Origin of the sequence: Mesorhizobium sp. LNJC405B00 (assembly GCF_000502615.1) — a bacterium.
Classification (GTDB): Bacteria; Pseudomonadota; Alphaproteobacteria; order Rhizobiales; family Rhizobiaceae; genus Mesorhizobium.
In genome coordinates this window covers 87,761-103,204 of the sequence record NZ_AYWC01000002.1, presented here as the reverse complement: position 1 = coordinate 103,204, position 15,444 = coordinate 87,761, and the positions used below count along the sequence as shown (strand labels likewise).

The following is a 15,444-nucleotide window of genomic DNA, read 5'->3' as shown; positions in this document are numbered from 1 at the left end:
GGTTTGTTCCGAGCAAGCCGATGGCCGATTGTAGCAACCATATCGAAGCAGTCACGATTGCGCCGATGACGCCGCGCGATGTCGAGAGTTTTCACCAGGCGCTCGACATCGTTGCGCGTGAGCGGAAGTACCTGTCTTTCCTGGAAGCGCCGCCGCTCGATCAAACCCGAACATTCATAGTGGACCGCATCGGGAGAGGCGACCCAGGGTTCGTGGCGGTTGTTCGTGGCGAGGTTGTCGGTTGGTGCGATATCTCACGGCATGACCGGCAGATACATGCTCATCGCGGCACCCTTGGAATGGGAATTGTGCCGGACTATCGAGGACGTGGTCTGGGACTGCGGCTTATCAATGCCGCCTTGACGGAAGCACGCAACATCGGCTTCGTCCGCATCGAGCTTTCCGTGCATTCCGACAATGCCCGCGCCATCTCCCTCTACTACAAGGTCGGGTTTGTCACCGAGGGTGTGCAGCGTGACGCGGTCAAGATCGACGGCCGATACGTCGATGCGATCATGATGGCGATCGTCGACCGCAAAAACGCCGGCAGATGAACAATCGCCGGTCAGCCCATCTCGACCCAAATCGGGAGATGGTCCGAGCCGACCGCTTCACGGTCGACCCACAGGCGCTTCAGCGATCCGGCGAGCGAGGCCGAGGTGAAGATGTAGTCGATGCGCTTGTGGCGGCTTGTGTCTTCGGGTCGCGTGGGATCGACCCAGGTGACGACGTCTGGTGTGTTCAGGCGCTGGGCGACGTCGACGGCGAGATCGGCGGTCAGCGGCATGCCGAATTCATGGTCCGGGCGGCCGACGAGTTCGACATATTCGGGCGAGCCGGGCAGCATGTTGAAGTCGCCCATGACTATGAAGGCTTCGGGATAGGGCAGGTCCGGCAGGCCGATCTCGGGAATGCCGGAGAGGCCGCCGCCCTCGAAGGCATAGTTCAACAGGCGCTGGCGCAGGAAACGGATCTGGCTGGCGCGTTCAACCGGACTGCGATGGTCGAGATGCGTGGAATAGAAGCGGATGAAGCCGAGCGGGGTCTCGACCAGCGCCTCGAGCGCGCCGCGCTGGAAGTTCATCGCCTCAAGGCTGCGGCTGCGCGGCAAAAGCAGATTGCGCGACAGATGGATCGGCGTCTTCGACAGCACCATGTTGCCGAGCTGGAAAGTGGTGGTGATGGCGCGGCCGGCCTCCAGGCGCGAGCCGACATTGACCTCGAAATTGCTGCCGTAGGCGGCAAAATATTCGGGCAGCGCCTCGCCGATCTCGGCGACCATGTCGCGGTTGCCGTTCCTCGGATTGTTGCGGGTCACTTCCTGCAGCGCGATCACGTCGGCGCCGCGAACCGCCGCGGTGATGCGGCCGAGATCGTAGCGGCCATCCAGACCGATACCGTACTGGATGTTGTAGCTTACAACCTTCATTCCCGCGCCCCTCAAGCTCCGTCCGCGAACACTGCTACCGCGTCCCCGGCAAAAGGGCATCCGGCGCTTTAGTCGCAAAACGGCCTCGCCCTTGGCCGCGCCTTGGTTTAGAGCAAGGCGCAAGATCTAAAGCAAAGCCGCAAGGCCAACAGAAACTGCGTAGTCCAATGAAATTTCTCGATCAAGCCAAGGTTTATATCCGCTCCGGCGACGGTGGCGCCGGCTCTGTGTCGTTCCGGCGCGAAAAATTCATCGAGTTCGGCGGCCCGGATGGCGGCGACGGTGGCCGCGGCGGCGATGTCTGGCTGGAAGCGGTCAATGGGCTGAACACGCTGATCGACTATCGGTACCAGCAGCACTTCAAGGCCAAGACCGGTGTCCACGGCATGGGCCGCAACATGACCGGCGCCAAGGGCGCCGATGTGACGCTCAAGGTGCCGGCCGGAACCCAGGTGTTTGCCGAGGACAATGAGACGCTGATCTGCGACCTGACCGTGGTCGGCCAGCGCTTCCTGCTGGCCAAGGGCGGCAATGGCGGTTTCGGCAACCAGCATTTCAAGACCTCGACCAACCAGGCGCCTCGCCGCGCCAATCCGGGCCAGCCCGGCGAAGAGATGAATGTCTGGCTGCGGCTGAAGCTGATTGCCGACGCCGGCCTGGTCGGGCTGCCAAATGCCGGCAAGTCGACTTTTCTGGCAACCGTCACCGCAGCCAAGCCAAAGATCGCCGACTACCCCTTCACCACGCTGCATCCAGGTCTCGGCGTTGCCCGCATCGATGCGCGCGAATTCGTCATCGCCGACATTCCGGGCCTCATCGAGGGCGCGCATGAGGGTGTCGGCATCGGCGACCGGTTCCTCGGCCATGTCGAGCGCACGCGTGTGCTTTTGCACCTGGTCTCGGCGCAGGAGGAAAATCCTGGAAAGGCCTACAAGACCGTGCGCGCCGAGCTGGATGCCTATGGCAATGGGCTGATCGAGAAGGTCGAGATCGTGGCGCTGAGCCAGGTCGATATCCTCGACGCCGATGAGCGCAAGAAGAAGGTTGCGTCGCTCAAACGCGCTGCCGGCCGCGCGCCGATGCTGCTGTCGGCGGCCACCGGCGAGGGCGTCGAAGCGGTGCTGCGGGCGCTGATGGCGGTTGTCGGCGAAGCGCGCGACAGGGCTGCCGCTCCCGTCGAGACCCGCTGGGACCGATAGCGATGACGGCGCAGTCGCTGACAAAATACCGGCGCATCACGGTCAAGATCGGTTCGGCCTTGCTGGTCGACCGCACCAGCGGCCTGAAGCGCGACTGGCTGGCTTCGCTTGCCGAGGATATTGCAGTGCTGGCCAATGGCGGCGCCGAGATCCTGGTCGTGTCGTCCGGCGCCATTGCGCTCGGCCGGACCATTCTCGGTCTCGGCAAACGGGCATTGAAGCTGGAAGAAAGCCAGGCGGCTGCGGCCGTCGGCCAGATCGCGCTGGCCGGCGCGTGGTCGGATGCGCTGGGCAAGGGCTCGCTGAAATCGGGCCAGATCCTGCTGACGCTCGGCGACACCGAGGAGCGCCGACGCTATCTGAATGCGCGGGCGACGATCTCGACACTGCTCAAGATGAAGGCGGTGCCGGTCATCAATGAGAACGACACGGTGGCGACGTCCGAAATCCGCTATGGCGACAATGACCGGCTGGCGGCACGCGTGGCGACCATGATGGGCGCCGACCTGCTGGTGCTGCTCTCCGACATTGACGGGCTCTATACGGCGCCGCCGGCGCGCGATCCCGCTGCGAAATTCATTCCGGTGGTCGACCGCATCACGCCCGATATCGAGGCTATGGCCGGGGCGGCCGCATCAGAACTGTCGCGCGGCGGCATGCGCACCAAGCTCGATGCCGGCAAGATCGCCACCGCCGCCGGCACCGCCATGATCATCACCTCGGGCACCAGGCTGTCGCCACTGATGGCGATCGAGCGTGGCGAGCGCGCCACCTTCTTCAGGCCGAGCGCCAATCCGGTGAAAGGCTACAAGACCTGGATCGCCGGCCAGCTCGAACCGGCCGGGCGGCTCACCGTCGACGCCGGCGCCATCGGTGCGCTGCTGTCCGGCAAATCTTTGCTGCCGGCCGGCGTCAGGCTGGTCAGCGGCAATTTCTCGCGCGGTGACACGGTGGCCATCCTGTCGCCGGAAGGGCGCGAGATCGCGCGCGGGCTTGTTGCCTACGATGCCGCCGATGCCGTAAGGATCGCAGGCCTGAAGACAGCGGAGATCGAAACCGTGCTCGGCTACGAGGCGCGCTCGGCGATGATCCACCGCGACGATCTGGTGGTGAGCGATCCGGGTGACCAGATACGGGCTGCCGGCCAGGTATGGGCCGGGGGCGAGGTAAGCGGAGGATGAGACATGCTGAAGTTGCATGAACAATCCGGGGATGACACCGTCGCGCTGATGGCTGATATCGGCCGCCGCGCCCGCGCGGCCGCCCGACCGTTGGCGATTGCGACCGCCGCCGCCAAGGATGCCGCACTTCTCGCCATGGCCGACGCGATCATCGCGCGCCAGCAGCAGATTCTCGATGCCAACGCCATCGATGTCTCTAACGGACACGAATCGGGCTTGTCCGGCTCCTTCATGGACCGGTTGAAGCTCGATCCGGCGCGCACCCGTGCCATGGCGGATGGCATCCGTGAAATCGCCGAGCTCAGGGACCCGGTCGGCGATGTGATTGCCGCCTGGGATCGCCCCAACGGCCTGCAGATCGAGCGCGTGCGCACGCCGCTCGGCGTTGTCGGCGTCATTTATGAAAGCCGGCCGAATGTGACGGCGGATGCCGGCGCGCTCTGCCTCAAGGCCGGCAATCCGGTGATCCTGCGCGGCGGCTCGGACTCGCTCAATTCGTCCGCCGCCATTCATGCCTGCCTGGTCGAGGGGCTGAAGGCCGCCGGCCTGCCGGAAGACGCCATTCAGCTGGTGCCGACCACCGACCGCGCCGCCGTCGGCGAGATGCTGAAAGGGCTTGGCGGCAATCTCGACGTCATCATTCCGCGGGGCGGCAAGAGCCTGGTCGGGCGCGTGCAGAGCGAGGCGCGGGTGCCGGTCTTTGCCCATCTTGAAGGCATCTGCCATCTCTACATCGACCGCTCGGCCGATCTCGACATGGCGGTCAGGATCGCCGTCAACGCCAAGATGCGGCGCACCGGTGTCTGTGGCGCTGCAGAGACTTTGCTGGTCGACCGCGCGGTGGCCTCCACACATCTGGTGCCGATCCTCGACGCGCTACGCGCCGCCGGCTGCGAGATCCATGCCGATCAGGAAGTGATGAAGCTGTTCTTCGACGCCAAGCCGGCGACCGATGCCGACTGGGTGACCGAATATCTCGACGCCGTCATCGCGGTAAAACTGGTCGACGGGATTGCCGGCGCCATCGACCATATCGAGACGTTCTCCTCACACCACACAGAGGCGATCATCGCCGAGGATACCAAAGCGGTCGAGCGGTTCTTCAACGAGATCGACTCGGCGATCCTTTTGCACAATGCCTCGACGCAGTTCGCCGATGGCGGCGAATTCGGCATGGGCGCCGAGATCGGCATCGCCACCGGCAAGATGCACGCGCGCGGACCGGTTGGCGTCGAGCAACTGACCTCGTTCAAATACCGCGTGCGCGGGTCGGGACAGGTGAGGCCTTGAATCATTCGCGTCAGGGCTTAAGGCATTGAGCCCAGACACCCCCCTCTGTCCTGCCGGACATCTCCCCCGCAAGGGGGGAGATCAGGTTTTTCTTCCGCTTTCGCCAATCACTAACGTTGCAAGAAAAGTGCCTTTGCCGAAGCTGCTGATCTCCCCCCTTGCGGGGGAGATGCCCGGTGGGGCAGAGAGGGGTGCCTAGCACCATGCTGTCGTCCCTTCAGCCCGCCATCCCCTCGCACTACCTCCGTATGCCGCATGCCGAGAAAGGCCTCGCCGTCGGTCTGTTCGGCGGATCGTTCAACCCGGCGCATGCCGGCCATGCGCTGGTGGCGGAAATTGCCTTGCGGCGCCTCGCGCTCGACCAATTGTGGTGGATAGTGACGCCTGGCAATCCGCTGAAGAGCACCAGGGAACTGGCGCCGCTGAGCGACCGGCTGCTGCAGTCGGAGCAGATCGCCAAGAACCCGAAGATCAAGGTCACCGCCTTCGAGGCGGCGTATCATATTCGCTTCACCGCCGACACGCTGGCGCTGGTCAAGGCACGCAATCCCGGCGTCGACTTCGTCTGGATCATGGGCGCCGACTCACTCCGCGATTTCCACCGTTGGCAGCGCTGGCGCCAGATCGTCATGACCTTCCCCATCGCGGTCATCGACCGCCCGGGCGCGACGCTGTCCTTCCTGTCCTCGGTCGTGGCCAAGACCTTCGACTATGCCCGCGTCGACGAGGGTGACGCGCCCCGGCTCGCCCGCATGAAGGCGCCGGCCTGGACTTTTATTCACGGCCCGCGTTCGTCGCTGTCATCGAGTGCTATTCGCCAGCAAGCCAAGGGGTAACTCCTAAGGCCAGATCGCCGATGTCGCTTTTACGGCGGCCTTTCGCGATTGGCTGGGCGATGCTGCGCTGGATATGGCCAATTCAGTGAACCAGACCGACATCGACCCCAATCATGGCGCCCCGCCGGCGCCCGTGATCGCCATTGCCAGCGTAATCGTGTCGATGGCGCTGATCGCGGTCGGCAACGGGTTGATGTTCGCCTATATCCCGGTCCGGCTTGGCGTCGAGCGCTTCGATCCGACCTGGGCCGGGCTGATCATCACCGGCCTGTCTGCCGGCGGACTTGCCGGCTGTATCCTGACCGGGCCGCTGGTGCGCCGCGTCGGGCACGCCCGCGCCTTCATGGTGCTGTCGGCGCTGATAGCGCTGTCGAATGCTGCCATTGGCGCCGGCACCTACCCGCTGCTGTGGATCGCGGCGCGCGCGCTTTACGGTTTTGCAATATGCGGCCTGTTCATCGTCGCCCAGAGCTGGCTCAACGATGCCGTCGCAAACGCCATTCGCGGCCGGGTGATGGCGGTGTTTTACGTCGCCTATGTCGCCGGACTTGGCGTCGGCTATGCCCTGCTGGCGGCGGTCGACATCGCGACGGCGCAGGCGCCGCTGATCGGCATTGCCTTCACCGCGGTGTCGATCCTGCCGGTCGGCATGACGCGGTTGGCTCAACCGCCGCCACCTCGCGCAGCCTCCGTGGCGCTTGGCCGCGCCTGGCGGATCTCGCCGGTCGGCGTGGCCGGCATGCTGGCCGTCGGCGGCCTGTCGATGGCGATCGCCGGGTTCGCACCGATCCATGCCACGGCCAAGGGCTACAGCCAGGCCGATGTGGCGCTGCTTTTGTCGGCCATGCCCGTCGGCACGCTGATCCTGCAGATACCGCTCGGCTGGATTTCCGACCGTACCGATCGCCGTTACGTGCTGGCCGGCGCTGCGGCACTGGCCATCGTTGCCGGTATTATGGCTATCGGCTTTGACGGTGGCGCTCTGGCGGTGCTGGTGGTGATCTATGTGATCTGGGACGGCGCTTCGGAATCGATCTATTCGCTGGCCAGCGCACACGCCGCCGATCGCGCCGGCAAGGACGACATGGTGGCGCTGTCGAGTTCGCTGCTGTTTGCCTGGTCGCTGTCGGGGTTCATCGTGCCGGGTATCGTGACGGCCCTGTCGGCTGTCTATGGCACGCAGGCCTTCATTTATGTGGCCATCGTCATCGCCACCGTCTTCTGCCTGTTCGTGCTGTGGCGAGTGGCCACCACGCGCGCCGTCCCCGCTACGGAGACCAGCAGTTTCGCGCCGATGTCGGCGCAGGCGCCGCTGCCGGTGGAGCTCGCCTACGCCCCGGAAGATCAGCGCTGAACGGTTTCACAGCTCCTACTGCCTGGTGGCGGCAGTTTCCTGTCGAGCCTCCGGCGGAGGTGCGGGAACCGAAATGGCTTCGGCGTCGAACGCCTGCTTGACGCGTTTGGTGAGATCGATCTGGGTGGCGAAGAAATCCGTCGCCGTGGTCCAGTAGCGCAAGGTGATGGCGACGCTGGCATCGCCCACCGTGGCGACGAAGGCGATCGGCGCCGGCTCTCGCTTGACGCGGCGCTCGCCGCCGGCAACGCCCAGCATGGTTTTCTGCGCCAGGTCGATGTCGTTCCAGGAGCCGATGCTCAGCGTGATGTCTCCGCGGCGCACACCGTTGCGGGTAAAATTGCGCACCGGCTGGTTCCACAGCGTCGAATTGGGCGCCAGCACATAGACGCCGTCTGTCGTGCGGAGCTTGGTGGCGAACAGGCCGATTTCCTCGATTGTGCCGGAAATGGCGCCGACCTCGACATATTCGCCGATGCGGAATGGCCTGAGCGCCAGAAGCATGATGCCTGCGGCGATGTTCTGCAGCGTGCCTTGCAGCGCCAGGCCGATGGCCAGCCCGATGGCGCCGATGGCGGCGATGATCGAGGCCGTCTGCACGCCGAACTGGCCGAGCACCATGATGATGACCAGGATCAGGATGGCGTAGCGCACGATCTTCGAAAAGAAATGGCGCAGCGTCGCGTCGAAACCATGGATATGGCCGAGGCCGGCTGAGATCGATCGTTCTGCGAGCCCGGCGACGAGATAGCCGACGACCAGCAGGATGATGGCGCCGATGGCGGAGAAGGAATAGGAAACGATCAGTGTGCTGAGTTGCGCAAGGCCAGCCTGCACGGTGAGCAGCGTGTTCTGGGGGTCGATTGGCATCAGGAAAATCCGTTTGGGGGGTGTGTCGATAACCCCTGCCGCGGCCATGGGTTCCGATTTTTCTCAAGGCTCCGGAACCGGAAGTCTTGCACTGCGTTCGCGGTGGCAGGGCCTCCCGTCTTGAAACTGCAAGGGAACTCTGCCTATCTATAGGGTGTCACCTGATTTCGTGGGTGATTTGGTTGTTCTTGCTGCGAAAGGAAATACACTGAGAACAGCATTGCGGAAGAAGGCTGACATCATGCCTTCGCCGGCCAGGATCAGCGTAGATGACGCCGTGTCCCGTGCCATCAAGACAGTCCTTGCCAGTCTGGAAGACTCCAAGGCCGAAAATATTGTCTCAATCGACATTCAGCGGAAATCGAGCCTCGGCGACTATATGGTCATCGCGTCGGGCCGGTCGCACCGTCATGTCTCGGCTGTCGCCGACCACCTCCTCAAGGCGCTCAAGGATGCCGGTCTCGGCACGGCGCGCGTCGAGGGGCTGTCCGGCGCCGACTGGGTCCTGATCGATTCAGGCGACATCATCGTCCATGTCTTCCGCCCAGAAGTCCGCGAATTCTACAATCTTGAAAAGATGTGGCAGGCGCCGGACCTCGAGGAAGAGACCTTGCACTGAGCTTCGTCTCATGTCGTAACCATCCTGGGTGCGACATGGATTGAAAGCTCGCCGAGGCAGGGATGAAGATAGCAGTTCATGCCGTGGGCCGGATGAAGGCCGGCCCCGAGAGAGAGCTCGCCGACCGCTATTTCGAGCGTTTCGCCAAGAGCGGCCCGGCGATCGGGCTCGAATTCTCTGGTGTCGCCGAGATCGCCGAGGGACGAGCCCAGAACGCCAATGAGCGCCGCCGCGAGGAAGGCCAGAAGCTGCAGGCACAGCTGCAGCCGGGCACGGCGCTGTTCCTGCTCGACGAACGCGGCAAAAACCTGTCCTCAGACGATTTCGCCAGCCGTATCGGCCAGCTGCGCGATGGCGGACGCAAGGCGTTGGTCATCGCCATTGGCGGCGCCGACGGGCACGACCAGTCGGTTCGCGATCAGGCTGAGCTGATGGTCTCGTTCGGCGCGGCGACCTGGCCGCACCAACTGGTGCGTGTCATGCTGGGCGAGCAGCTCTATCGGGCGGCAACGATTCTTTCGGGACATCCCTACCATCGTTCGTAAATCAGTGGGTCGAGGGTCAATCGTCCGGATTTCCGCCCCAATGCGCGGCTGTTTTGTACTAGGCTTCGGTTCGATCATGGTTGATGGTTCGTTAACGAAGCCACGCATAGAGTCGGGCTTCAATGGCTGACAACGGGAAATCACGAACGGGCTTCCGGCACGCGCGCTGCGGCATCGCTGCGGCGGTGGTTTTGCTGTCGCTCGGGCTTGCACGGGCCGAAAATACGCTGGACGTGGCGCCCGACCCCGATCTGAGCCGTGCCGAATATGAGAAGGTGTCGGCCGAGATCACGCTGTCGTCCGAACGGCTGGCCAAGCTCGCCGCCGACATTGCTTCGGCCAAGAAGGACCATGCCTCGATCACCGCGGCGCTTATCCAGTCGGCTATGACCGAGCAGAAGCTCGGCCAGGACATCGAGGATATCGGCGCCAGGCTCGAAGGACTGAAGGGCGAGGAACAGAAGATCCGTGTCTCGCTGGCGGCGCGGCGCGACGTGCTGGCCGAGGTGCTGGGCGCGCTGCAGCGCATGGGGCTCAATCCGCCGCCGGCGATCCTGGTCAAGCCGGAAGACGCGCTGTCGTCGGTGCGCAGCGCCATCCTGCTCGGCGCAGTGGTGCCGGAACTGCGCCAGCAGACCGACAAATTGCTGGCCGACCTCAGGGAACAGACCCGGGTGACGGCCTCGATCGAGGCCGAGCGGACGCGGCTGACGGCGGCGGTCGGCGAGCAGACGGCGGAAAAGAAACGCCTCTCCATGCTGCTCGAAGCCAAGCAGAAGCTCGAGGCGGACACCTGGACGGCGATGGCCGCTGAAAAGCAGCGGTCCCAGGCGCTTGCGGCCAAGGCCGGCAGCCTGAAAGAGCTGATCGCTTCGCTTGAAGCCGACAAGAGCCGCAAGGCGGCGGATGCCGTCAAGGCAGGCGAACAGAAAGCGGCCGACAGCGATAAGCCGGACGCCGATAACGCCGATGCAGGCACAACCGCGTCGACGGAGCTGGCTTCGCTGCCCGTGCCGGAAGGCAACCGCCTCACCGCCGCCGCGCCGTTTTCGGCACTTCAGGGACAAGTCTCGCTGCCGGTCACCGGCAAGATCAAGCTGCGTTTCGGGGCCGATGACGGTAACGGCGCGGTGATGCTTGGCGACATGGTTGCGACACAATCGGGAGCCATCGTCACGGCACCGGCGGACGGAAATGTGCTTTATGCGGGGCCTTTTCGCTCCTATGGTCAACTCTTGATCCTCAATGCGGGAGACGGCTATCATGTCGTCCTGGCGGGGATGAGCAGAATCAGCGTCGCGTCTGGCCAGTCGGTGCTCGCAGGAGAGCCGGTCGGCGCGATGGGAGAGGCCCGGGTGGCAAGCACCTCGGCCTCGAAGAATGGAAATGCCACGCCGGAACTCTATGTCGAGTTCCGCAAGGATGGAAAACCCGTCGATCCGACCCCATGGTGGGCGGACCGCTTCTCTGGAAGGACGTGAAATGATGCGGAAACTGTCGCTTCTTATTGCCGGTGCGCTGATGGGCGCGTCAGCGATGAGCCTGGTCTATGGCGCGCCCGGCTCGACGGCGAACGCTGCAGGCTCCGAGACCTATAAGCAACTGGCGATCTTCGGCGACATCTTCGAGCGCGTGCGGGCGCAGTATGTGACGCCGCCGGACGACAAGTCGCTGGTCGAAAACGCCATCAACGGCATGCTCACCTCGCTCGACCCGCACTCCTCCTACATGAATGCCGAGCAGGCGCAGGACATGCGTGTGCAGACCAAGGGTGAGTTCGGCGGCCTTGGCATCGAGGTCACCATGGAGAACGACCTGGTCAAGGTGATCACGCCGATCGACGACACCCCGGCTGCCAAGGCAGGCGTGCTGGCCGGCGACTATATCGCCAAGATCGACGGCCAAGAGGTTCGCGGCCTGACGCTCAACGATGCGGTCGAAAAGATGCGCGGCCTGGTCAACACGCCGATCAAGCTGACCATCCTGCGCCAGGGCGCCGACAAGCCGATCGAGCTGACGGTGGTGCGCGATATCATCAAGGTCAAGGCGGTCAAGTTCCGGGTCGAGAACGACATCGGCTACATGAAGATCACCTCCTTCACCGAAAAGACCTATGACGACCTCGAGAATGCCATCGACACAATCAAGAAGCAGGTGCCGAACGACAAGCTCAAGGGCTATGTGCTCGATCTGCGCCTCAACCCGGGCGGCCTGCTCGACCAGGCGGTGAGCGTGTCCGACGCCTTCCTCGACCGTGGCGAGATCGTCTCGACCCGCGGCCGCGACCCGAAGGACGTCACACGCTTCGACGCCAAGGCAGGCGACGACATCGGCGCCAAGCCGCTGATCGTGCTCGTCAATGGCGGTTCGGCCAGCGCCTCCGAGATCGTCGCCGGCGCGCTTCAGGACCTGCGCCGCGCCACAGTGGTCGGCACGCAGTCGTTCGGCAAGGGCTCGGTGCAGACCATCATCCCGCTTGGCGAGAACGGCGCGCTGCGCCTGACGACGGCGCTCTATTACACGCCGTCCGGCAAGTCGATCCAGGGCAAGGGCATCACGCCCGACATCAAGGTCGACCAGCCGCTGCCGCCCGAACTGCAGGGCAGGGACCTGACGCGCGGTGAATCTGACCTCAAGGGCCACATCAAGGGCGCCGACGAGAGCGATACCGGCTCGGGCTCGGCTGCCTATGTGCCGCCGGATCCGAAGGACGATCTGCAGCTGATCTATGCCGAACAGCTGCTGCGCGGCCAAAAGACCGATCCGGCATTCCCGCCGAATCCGGAGAAGGCAGTGCTTAACCAGTGAAATCGACTGGTAGCTCTGGCTGCCCAATCGAAGCGATGCAATGCTGCCGGGACCGTGAGGTTCCGGCAGTTTGATTCGGGGGCAGCTGGGCGCTGTGCCTCAAAGGCGCAGGGGACGCGCCGTCAGTTTTGGATCTGCGCATGGCGAAGATTTCGCTGATCACGCGCCGGGGGATGCGGCTTGGCTGACATCGGCAAGGACATCGAACGCCCGCTCGGACAGACCGTCCGACCGCGTGCCGCGTCGCGCGGGATCAGCGCTGGCGCCGTCGCGGCGACGCTGGTCGTGCTGGCCGCGGTTGGCATCTCCGGCGCGATCGCGCTGCGCGAGAAGCCGTTCCGCAAACCGGAAGCAATCGCGGTCTCGACGCCGAAGGTGACGGCGGCGGCCGAGCCCGCGGCCGCAGCGCCCACTGCTCAAGCGACGGCGGCAGCGCCGAAGGCGGAAACGCCCAAGGCCAGCGGTCCGCAGATCATCCATGTGCAGTCCCAGGAGGGTGACGGCCCGCCCAATGCAGCCATCGTCATCCACGACCCGTCGACGATCGGCCAGAACCTGAAGATCGCGCATATCCCCGACAGGGCGCTGATCGAGGCCAGCGACACCGGCCCGTTGCCGGTTCGCGCCGCTGACGGCCGGCGGCCGTTCGATGTCTATGCGCGGCCGTGGTCGGGTTCGCGCGGCGCTCGCGTGGCAATCGTCATCGGCGGGCTTGCGGTGTCGCAGACCGGCACGCAGGCGGCGATCGCCAAGCTGCCGGCCGAAGTGACGCTGGCTTTTGCGCCGCAAGGCAACAGCATTGGCCGGTGGATGCAGGCGGCACGGCAGAGCGGGCATGAAGTGGTCATGCAGGTGCCGCTCGAACCGTTCGACTATCCCAATGTCAATCCTGGCCGCAATACGCTGACAGTGGCGGCAAGCCCGGACGAGAATCTGAAGAATCTGCGCTGGGCGCTGTCGCGGACCACCAACTATACCGGCGTCATGAACTATATGGGGGCTCGCTTTTCCGCCGACGCGACGGCGATGGGGCCGTTCATGGCCGAACTCGGCAAGCGCGGCCTTGCCTATGTCGATGACGGCTCGTCCGCACGGAGCCTGGCGTCCGATCTCGCATTGAAGGACGGTGTGCCGTTCGTCGCCGGCGATACGGCAATCGACGCCGTGCAGGACCGCGGCGCCATCCTGAAGAAGCTCGACGCGCTGGAAGCGACCGCGCGCGCCAAAGGCTCCGCCGTCGGCATCGGCTCGGCCTTCGACCTCACCGTCGATACCGTGGCGTCCTGGGCGGTCGAAGCGAAAAAGCGCGGTATCGAGATCGTGCCGATCTCGGCGGTGGCCATCGACCCGGAAAAAGGCTGATCATGACGAAGAAACCTGTGGACCCCGAGACGCTGCCATACCGCCCCTGTGTCGGGCTGATGATCCTCAATGGCGACGGGCTGGTCTGGGTCGGGCACCGCATCGCCGAGCCGGACAGCGAATTCGCCGGCACCACGCAGCTCTGGCAGATGCCGCAAGGCGGCATCGACGAGGGCGAGGAGCCGCTGCAGGCGGCCGGGCGCGAGCTCTATGAAGAGACCGGCATGCGCTCGGTCACGCTGCTCGCCGAGGCGCCGCACTGGATCAATTACGACCTGCCGCCCGATCTGGTCGGCATAGCCCTCAAGGGGCGTTATCGCGGCCAGACGCAGAAATGGTTCGCCTACCGCTTTCACGGCGAGGCCAGCGAGATCCAGATCAATCCGCCGCCGGGCGGCCACACCGCCGAATTCGATGAATGGGCATGGCGGCGAATGCAGGACCTGCCCGATCTGATCGTGCCGTTCAAACGGAAGGTCTATGAGGATGTGGTGGCGGCGTTCCGTCATCTTGCCTAGCTGGATGTGACGGTTCGCACGGCACCTTGATTCGTGCTTTATTGATCGGGACACCCGCAGCCACGAGACCCATATGAACGACGCCGGGCAATGGCCTCTTAGCGCAGCGTCTGGGCTGCCCCTCACCTGCCTGCCGGCTTTCGTCACTCGAAAAGCCAAGCAGTTGGCTTTTCGTCCGCTTTACGCGGACCGCTCCTCAACTCCCCGTATAGGGCCGGGGAGAAATATCCGGCAGGACAGTGAGGGGCAGCGCCGACTTCAGCGGGTCTGCAATGCATAAAGCCAAAGATTCGATCAGCGAAGCGGCGGCCGGCGCCATTCTCACCATCGATCTCGGCGCGGTTAGGGAGAATTACCGGCGGCTCAAGGCAAAGCTCGGCGGCGTACGCTGCGCCGGCGTCGTCAAGGCCGACGGCTACGGGCTTGGCGCGCGGCAAGTGGCGGCGGCACTGGTTGCCGAAGGCTGCGACAGCTTCTTTGTGGCGCATCTCACCGAGGGTGTAGCGCTGCGCGACGCACTCGGACCGAAGCTGGAAATCCATGTGCTGAACGGGCTGCCGCCGGGCTCGGAACCCGAAGCGGTGGCTGCCGACCTTGTTCCCGTCATCAACAGTAGCGGACAATTGAAGGCGTGGAGCAAAGCCGGCCAGAAGGCCGGCCGCAAGCTCAAGGCCGCCATCCAGGTCGACAGCGGCATGTCGCGGCTGGGCATGGCGCCGGCAGAGGTCGAGGCGCTTACGGCCGATGCTTTCGCCGGCGTCGATGTCGTTCTCGTCATGAGCCATCTGGCCCGTGCGGACGAACCGACCAATGCGGCCAATGACGCGCAACTTCGGGAATTCGAACGGCTGCGCAAAATGCTGCCCAAGGCGCCGGCGTCGCTGGACAATTCCTCCGGCATCTTTCTTGGGCCGCGCTATCAGTACGACCTCGCGCGTCCGGGCGCTGCGCTCTACGGCATCAATCCGACGCCTGATGAGGCGAACCCGATGCTGCCGGTGGTGCGGCTCGAGGCAAAGATCATCCAGACACGCGGCATCGATAAGGGCGCGGGCGTCGGCTACGGACATGCGTTTCTGGCCAGCGGTCCCTTGCGCGCGGCCACGATCTCGCTCGGCTATGCCGATGGCTGGCACCGGCGCGCGGCTTCGGCTGCCTGGCTCGACGGCGTGCGACTGCCCTTTGTCGGGCGGGTGTCGATGGATTCGATCATACTCGACATCTCGGCCCTGCCGGCCGGCCGGCTGCGCGAGGGCGACCTTGTCGAACTCCTAGGCCCCTCGCAGAGCGTCGATGACGCCGCCGGTCATGCCGGCACGATCGGTTATGAAATCCTGACCAGTCTCGGCCCCCGCTTCCACCGCCGCTATATCAACGAATAGAGCCGCGACACGCCGCCCCTTGGCGGACGCCGCAGAATCCGGCAGACAGGA

General features: G+C 64.6%; 15 protein-coding genes. 13 read left to right on the top strand and 2 right to left on the bottom strand.

The features are described 5' to 3' along the window. The first annotated feature begins 20 nt into the window (after positions 1-20). Positions 21-554 carry a GNAT family protein gene (locus tag X756_RS161020; protein WP_023728672.1) on the top strand — a complete coding sequence of 178 codons (534 nt, stop codon included), beginning with the start codon at positions 21-23 and terminating at the stop codon, positions 552-554. A gap of 11 nt (positions 555-565) precedes the next feature. Here the strand turns inward: X756_RS161020 and X756_RS161025 are convergent, their stop codons facing one another. Next, positions 566-1,429 carry an endonuclease/exonuclease/phosphatase family protein gene (locus X756_RS161025; protein WP_023728671.1) on the bottom strand — a complete coding sequence of 288 codons (864 nt, stop codon included), beginning with the start codon at positions 1,427-1,429 and terminating at the stop codon, positions 566-568. 167 nt (positions 1,430-1,596) lie between these two features. On the opposite strand from X756_RS161025, the gene obgE reads away from it, so the two are divergent. The 5 genes from obgE (at position 1,597) to X756_RS161050 (ending at position 7,289) form a co-directional block, all read left to right on the top strand. Beyond that, on the top strand, positions 1,597-2,628 hold the full coding sequence (gene obgE, locus X756_RS161030; RefSeq protein ID WP_023668691.1) for a GTPase ObgE: 1,032 nt from the start codon (positions 1,597-1,599) through the stop codon (positions 2,626-2,628). Positions 2,629-2,630: 2 nt separating this feature from the next. Next, on the top strand, positions 2,631-3,809 hold the full coding sequence (gene proB, locus X756_RS161035) for a glutamate 5-kinase (RefSeq protein WP_023712014.1): 1,179 nt from the start codon (positions 2,631-2,633) through the stop codon (positions 3,807-3,809). Positions 3,810-3,812: 3 nt separating this feature from the next. Beyond that, complete coding sequence (locus tag X756_RS161040; RefSeq protein WP_023712013.1) at positions 3,813-5,099, top strand: glutamate-5-semialdehyde dehydrogenase; 1,287 nt, start codon at positions 3,813-3,815, stop codon at positions 5,097-5,099. Positions 5,100-5,302: 203 nt separating this feature from the next. After that, the gene (locus tag X756_RS161045) at positions 5,303-5,935 is read left to right on the top strand and encodes a nicotinate-nucleotide adenylyltransferase (RefSeq protein WP_023728670.1); all 633 of its coding nucleotides are present in this window, start codon (positions 5,303-5,305) and stop codon (positions 5,933-5,935) included. Between the two features lie 73 nt (positions 5,936-6,008). Beyond that, positions 6,009-7,289, top strand: coding sequence for an MFS transporter (locus X756_RS161050; RefSeq protein ID WP_023728669.1), 1,281 nt, complete (start codon positions 6,009-6,011; stop codon positions 7,287-7,289). 15 nt (positions 7,290-7,304) lie between these two features. Here the strand turns inward: X756_RS161050 and X756_RS161055 are convergent, their stop codons facing one another. Next, on the bottom strand, positions 7,305-8,159 hold the full coding sequence (locus X756_RS161055; RefSeq protein ID WP_023728668.1) for a mechanosensitive ion channel domain-containing protein: 855 nt from the start codon (positions 8,157-8,159) through the stop codon (positions 7,305-7,307). Positions 8,160-8,400: 241 nt separating this feature from the next. Between X756_RS161055 and rsfS the strand changes: the two genes are divergently transcribed. The 7 genes from rsfS to alr all read left to right on the top strand — a co-directional run bounded on the left by rsfS (position 8,401) and on the right by alr (position 15,393). Beyond that, entirely contained in the window at positions 8,401-8,778 is a 378-nt protein-coding gene (gene rsfS, locus X756_RS161060; protein ID WP_023668698.1) for a ribosome silencing factor, read from the top strand. A gap of 62 nt (positions 8,779-8,840) precedes the next feature. Beyond that, positions 8,841-9,323 (top strand): 23S rRNA (pseudouridine(1915)-N(3))-methyltransferase RlmH, encoded by a 483-nt coding sequence (gene rlmH, locus X756_RS161065; protein ID WP_023728667.1) that lies wholly within the window; start codon positions 8,841-8,843, stop codon positions 9,321-9,323. A gap of 122 nt (positions 9,324-9,445) precedes the next feature. Beyond that, complete coding sequence (locus tag X756_RS161070) at positions 9,446-10,804, top strand: murein hydrolase activator EnvC (protein WP_023728666.1); 1,359 nt, start codon at positions 9,446-9,448, stop codon at positions 10,802-10,804. A gap of 1 nt (position 10,805) precedes the next feature. Then, positions 10,806-12,131 carry a S41 family peptidase gene (locus X756_RS161075; RefSeq protein WP_023668701.1) on the top strand — a complete coding sequence of 442 codons (1,326 nt, stop codon included), beginning with the start codon at positions 10,806-10,808 and terminating at the stop codon, positions 12,129-12,131. 180 nt (positions 12,132-12,311) lie between these two features. Next, positions 12,312-13,493, top strand: a complete 1,182-nt coding sequence (locus tag X756_RS161080; RefSeq protein ID WP_023728665.1) for a divergent polysaccharide deacetylase family protein — start codon at positions 12,312-12,314, stop codon at positions 13,491-13,493. Between the two features lie 2 nt (positions 13,494-13,495). Beyond that, positions 13,496-14,011, top strand: coding sequence for an RNA pyrophosphohydrolase (locus tag X756_RS161085; RefSeq protein ID WP_023728664.1), 516 nt, complete (start codon positions 13,496-13,498; stop codon positions 14,009-14,011). 272 nt (positions 14,012-14,283) lie between these two features. Continuing rightward, positions 14,284-15,393: an alanine racemase gene (gene alr / locus X756_RS161090; RefSeq protein WP_031237791.1), complete on the top strand. Its 1,110-nt coding sequence runs from the start codon at positions 14,284-14,286 to the stop codon at positions 15,391-15,393. Positions 15,394-15,444: the final 51 nt, after the last annotated feature.

Excerpts from the sequence above, each read along its gene's own strand:
- obgE (WP_023668691.1), top strand. The coding sequence starts at position 1,597 with ATGAAATTTCTCGATCAAGCCAAGGTTTATATCCGCTCCGGCGACGGT.
- X756_RS161075 (WP_023668701.1), top strand. The coding sequence starts at position 10,806 with ATGATGCGGAAACTGTCGCTTCTTATTGCCGGTGCGCTGATGGGCGCG.
- X756_RS161085 (WP_023728664.1), top strand. The coding sequence starts at position 13,496 with ATGACGAAGAAACCTGTGGACCCCGAGACGCTGCCATACCGCCCCTGT.
- X756_RS161045 (WP_023728670.1), top strand. The coding sequence starts at position 5,303 with ATGCTGTCGTCCCTTCAGCCCGCCATCCCCTCGCACTACCTCCGTATG.
- rsfS (WP_023668698.1), top strand. The coding sequence starts at position 8,401 with ATGCCTTCGCCGGCCAGGATCAGCGTAGATGACGCCGTGTCCCGTGCC.
- proB (WP_023712014.1), top strand. The coding sequence starts at position 2,631 with ATGACGGCGCAGTCGCTGACAAAATACCGGCGCATCACGGTCAAGATC.
- X756_RS161020 (WP_023728672.1), top strand. The coding sequence starts at position 21 with ATGGCCGATTGTAGCAACCATATCGAAGCAGTCACGATTGCGCCGATG.
- X756_RS161025 (WP_023728671.1), bottom strand. The coding sequence starts at position 1,429 with ATGAAGGTTGTAAGCTACAACATCCAGTACGGTATCGGTCTGGATGGC.
- X756_RS161070 (WP_023728666.1), top strand. The coding sequence starts at position 9,446 with ATGGCTGACAACGGGAAATCACGAACGGGCTTCCGGCACGCGCGCTGC.
- alr (WP_031237791.1), top strand. The coding sequence starts at position 14,284 with ATGCATAAAGCCAAAGATTCGATCAGCGAAGCGGCGGCCGGCGCCATT.
- X756_RS161050 (WP_023728669.1), top strand. The coding sequence starts at position 6,009 with ATGGCCAATTCAGTGAACCAGACCGACATCGACCCCAATCATGGCGCC.
- X756_RS161055 (WP_023728668.1), bottom strand. The coding sequence starts at position 8,159 with ATGCCAATCGACCCCCAGAACACGCTGCTCACCGTGCAGGCTGGCCTT.
- X756_RS161040 (WP_023712013.1), top strand. The coding sequence starts at position 3,813 with ATGCTGAAGTTGCATGAACAATCCGGGGATGACACCGTCGCGCTGATG.
- rlmH (WP_023728667.1), top strand. The coding sequence starts at position 8,841 with ATGAAGATAGCAGTTCATGCCGTGGGCCGGATGAAGGCCGGCCCCGAG.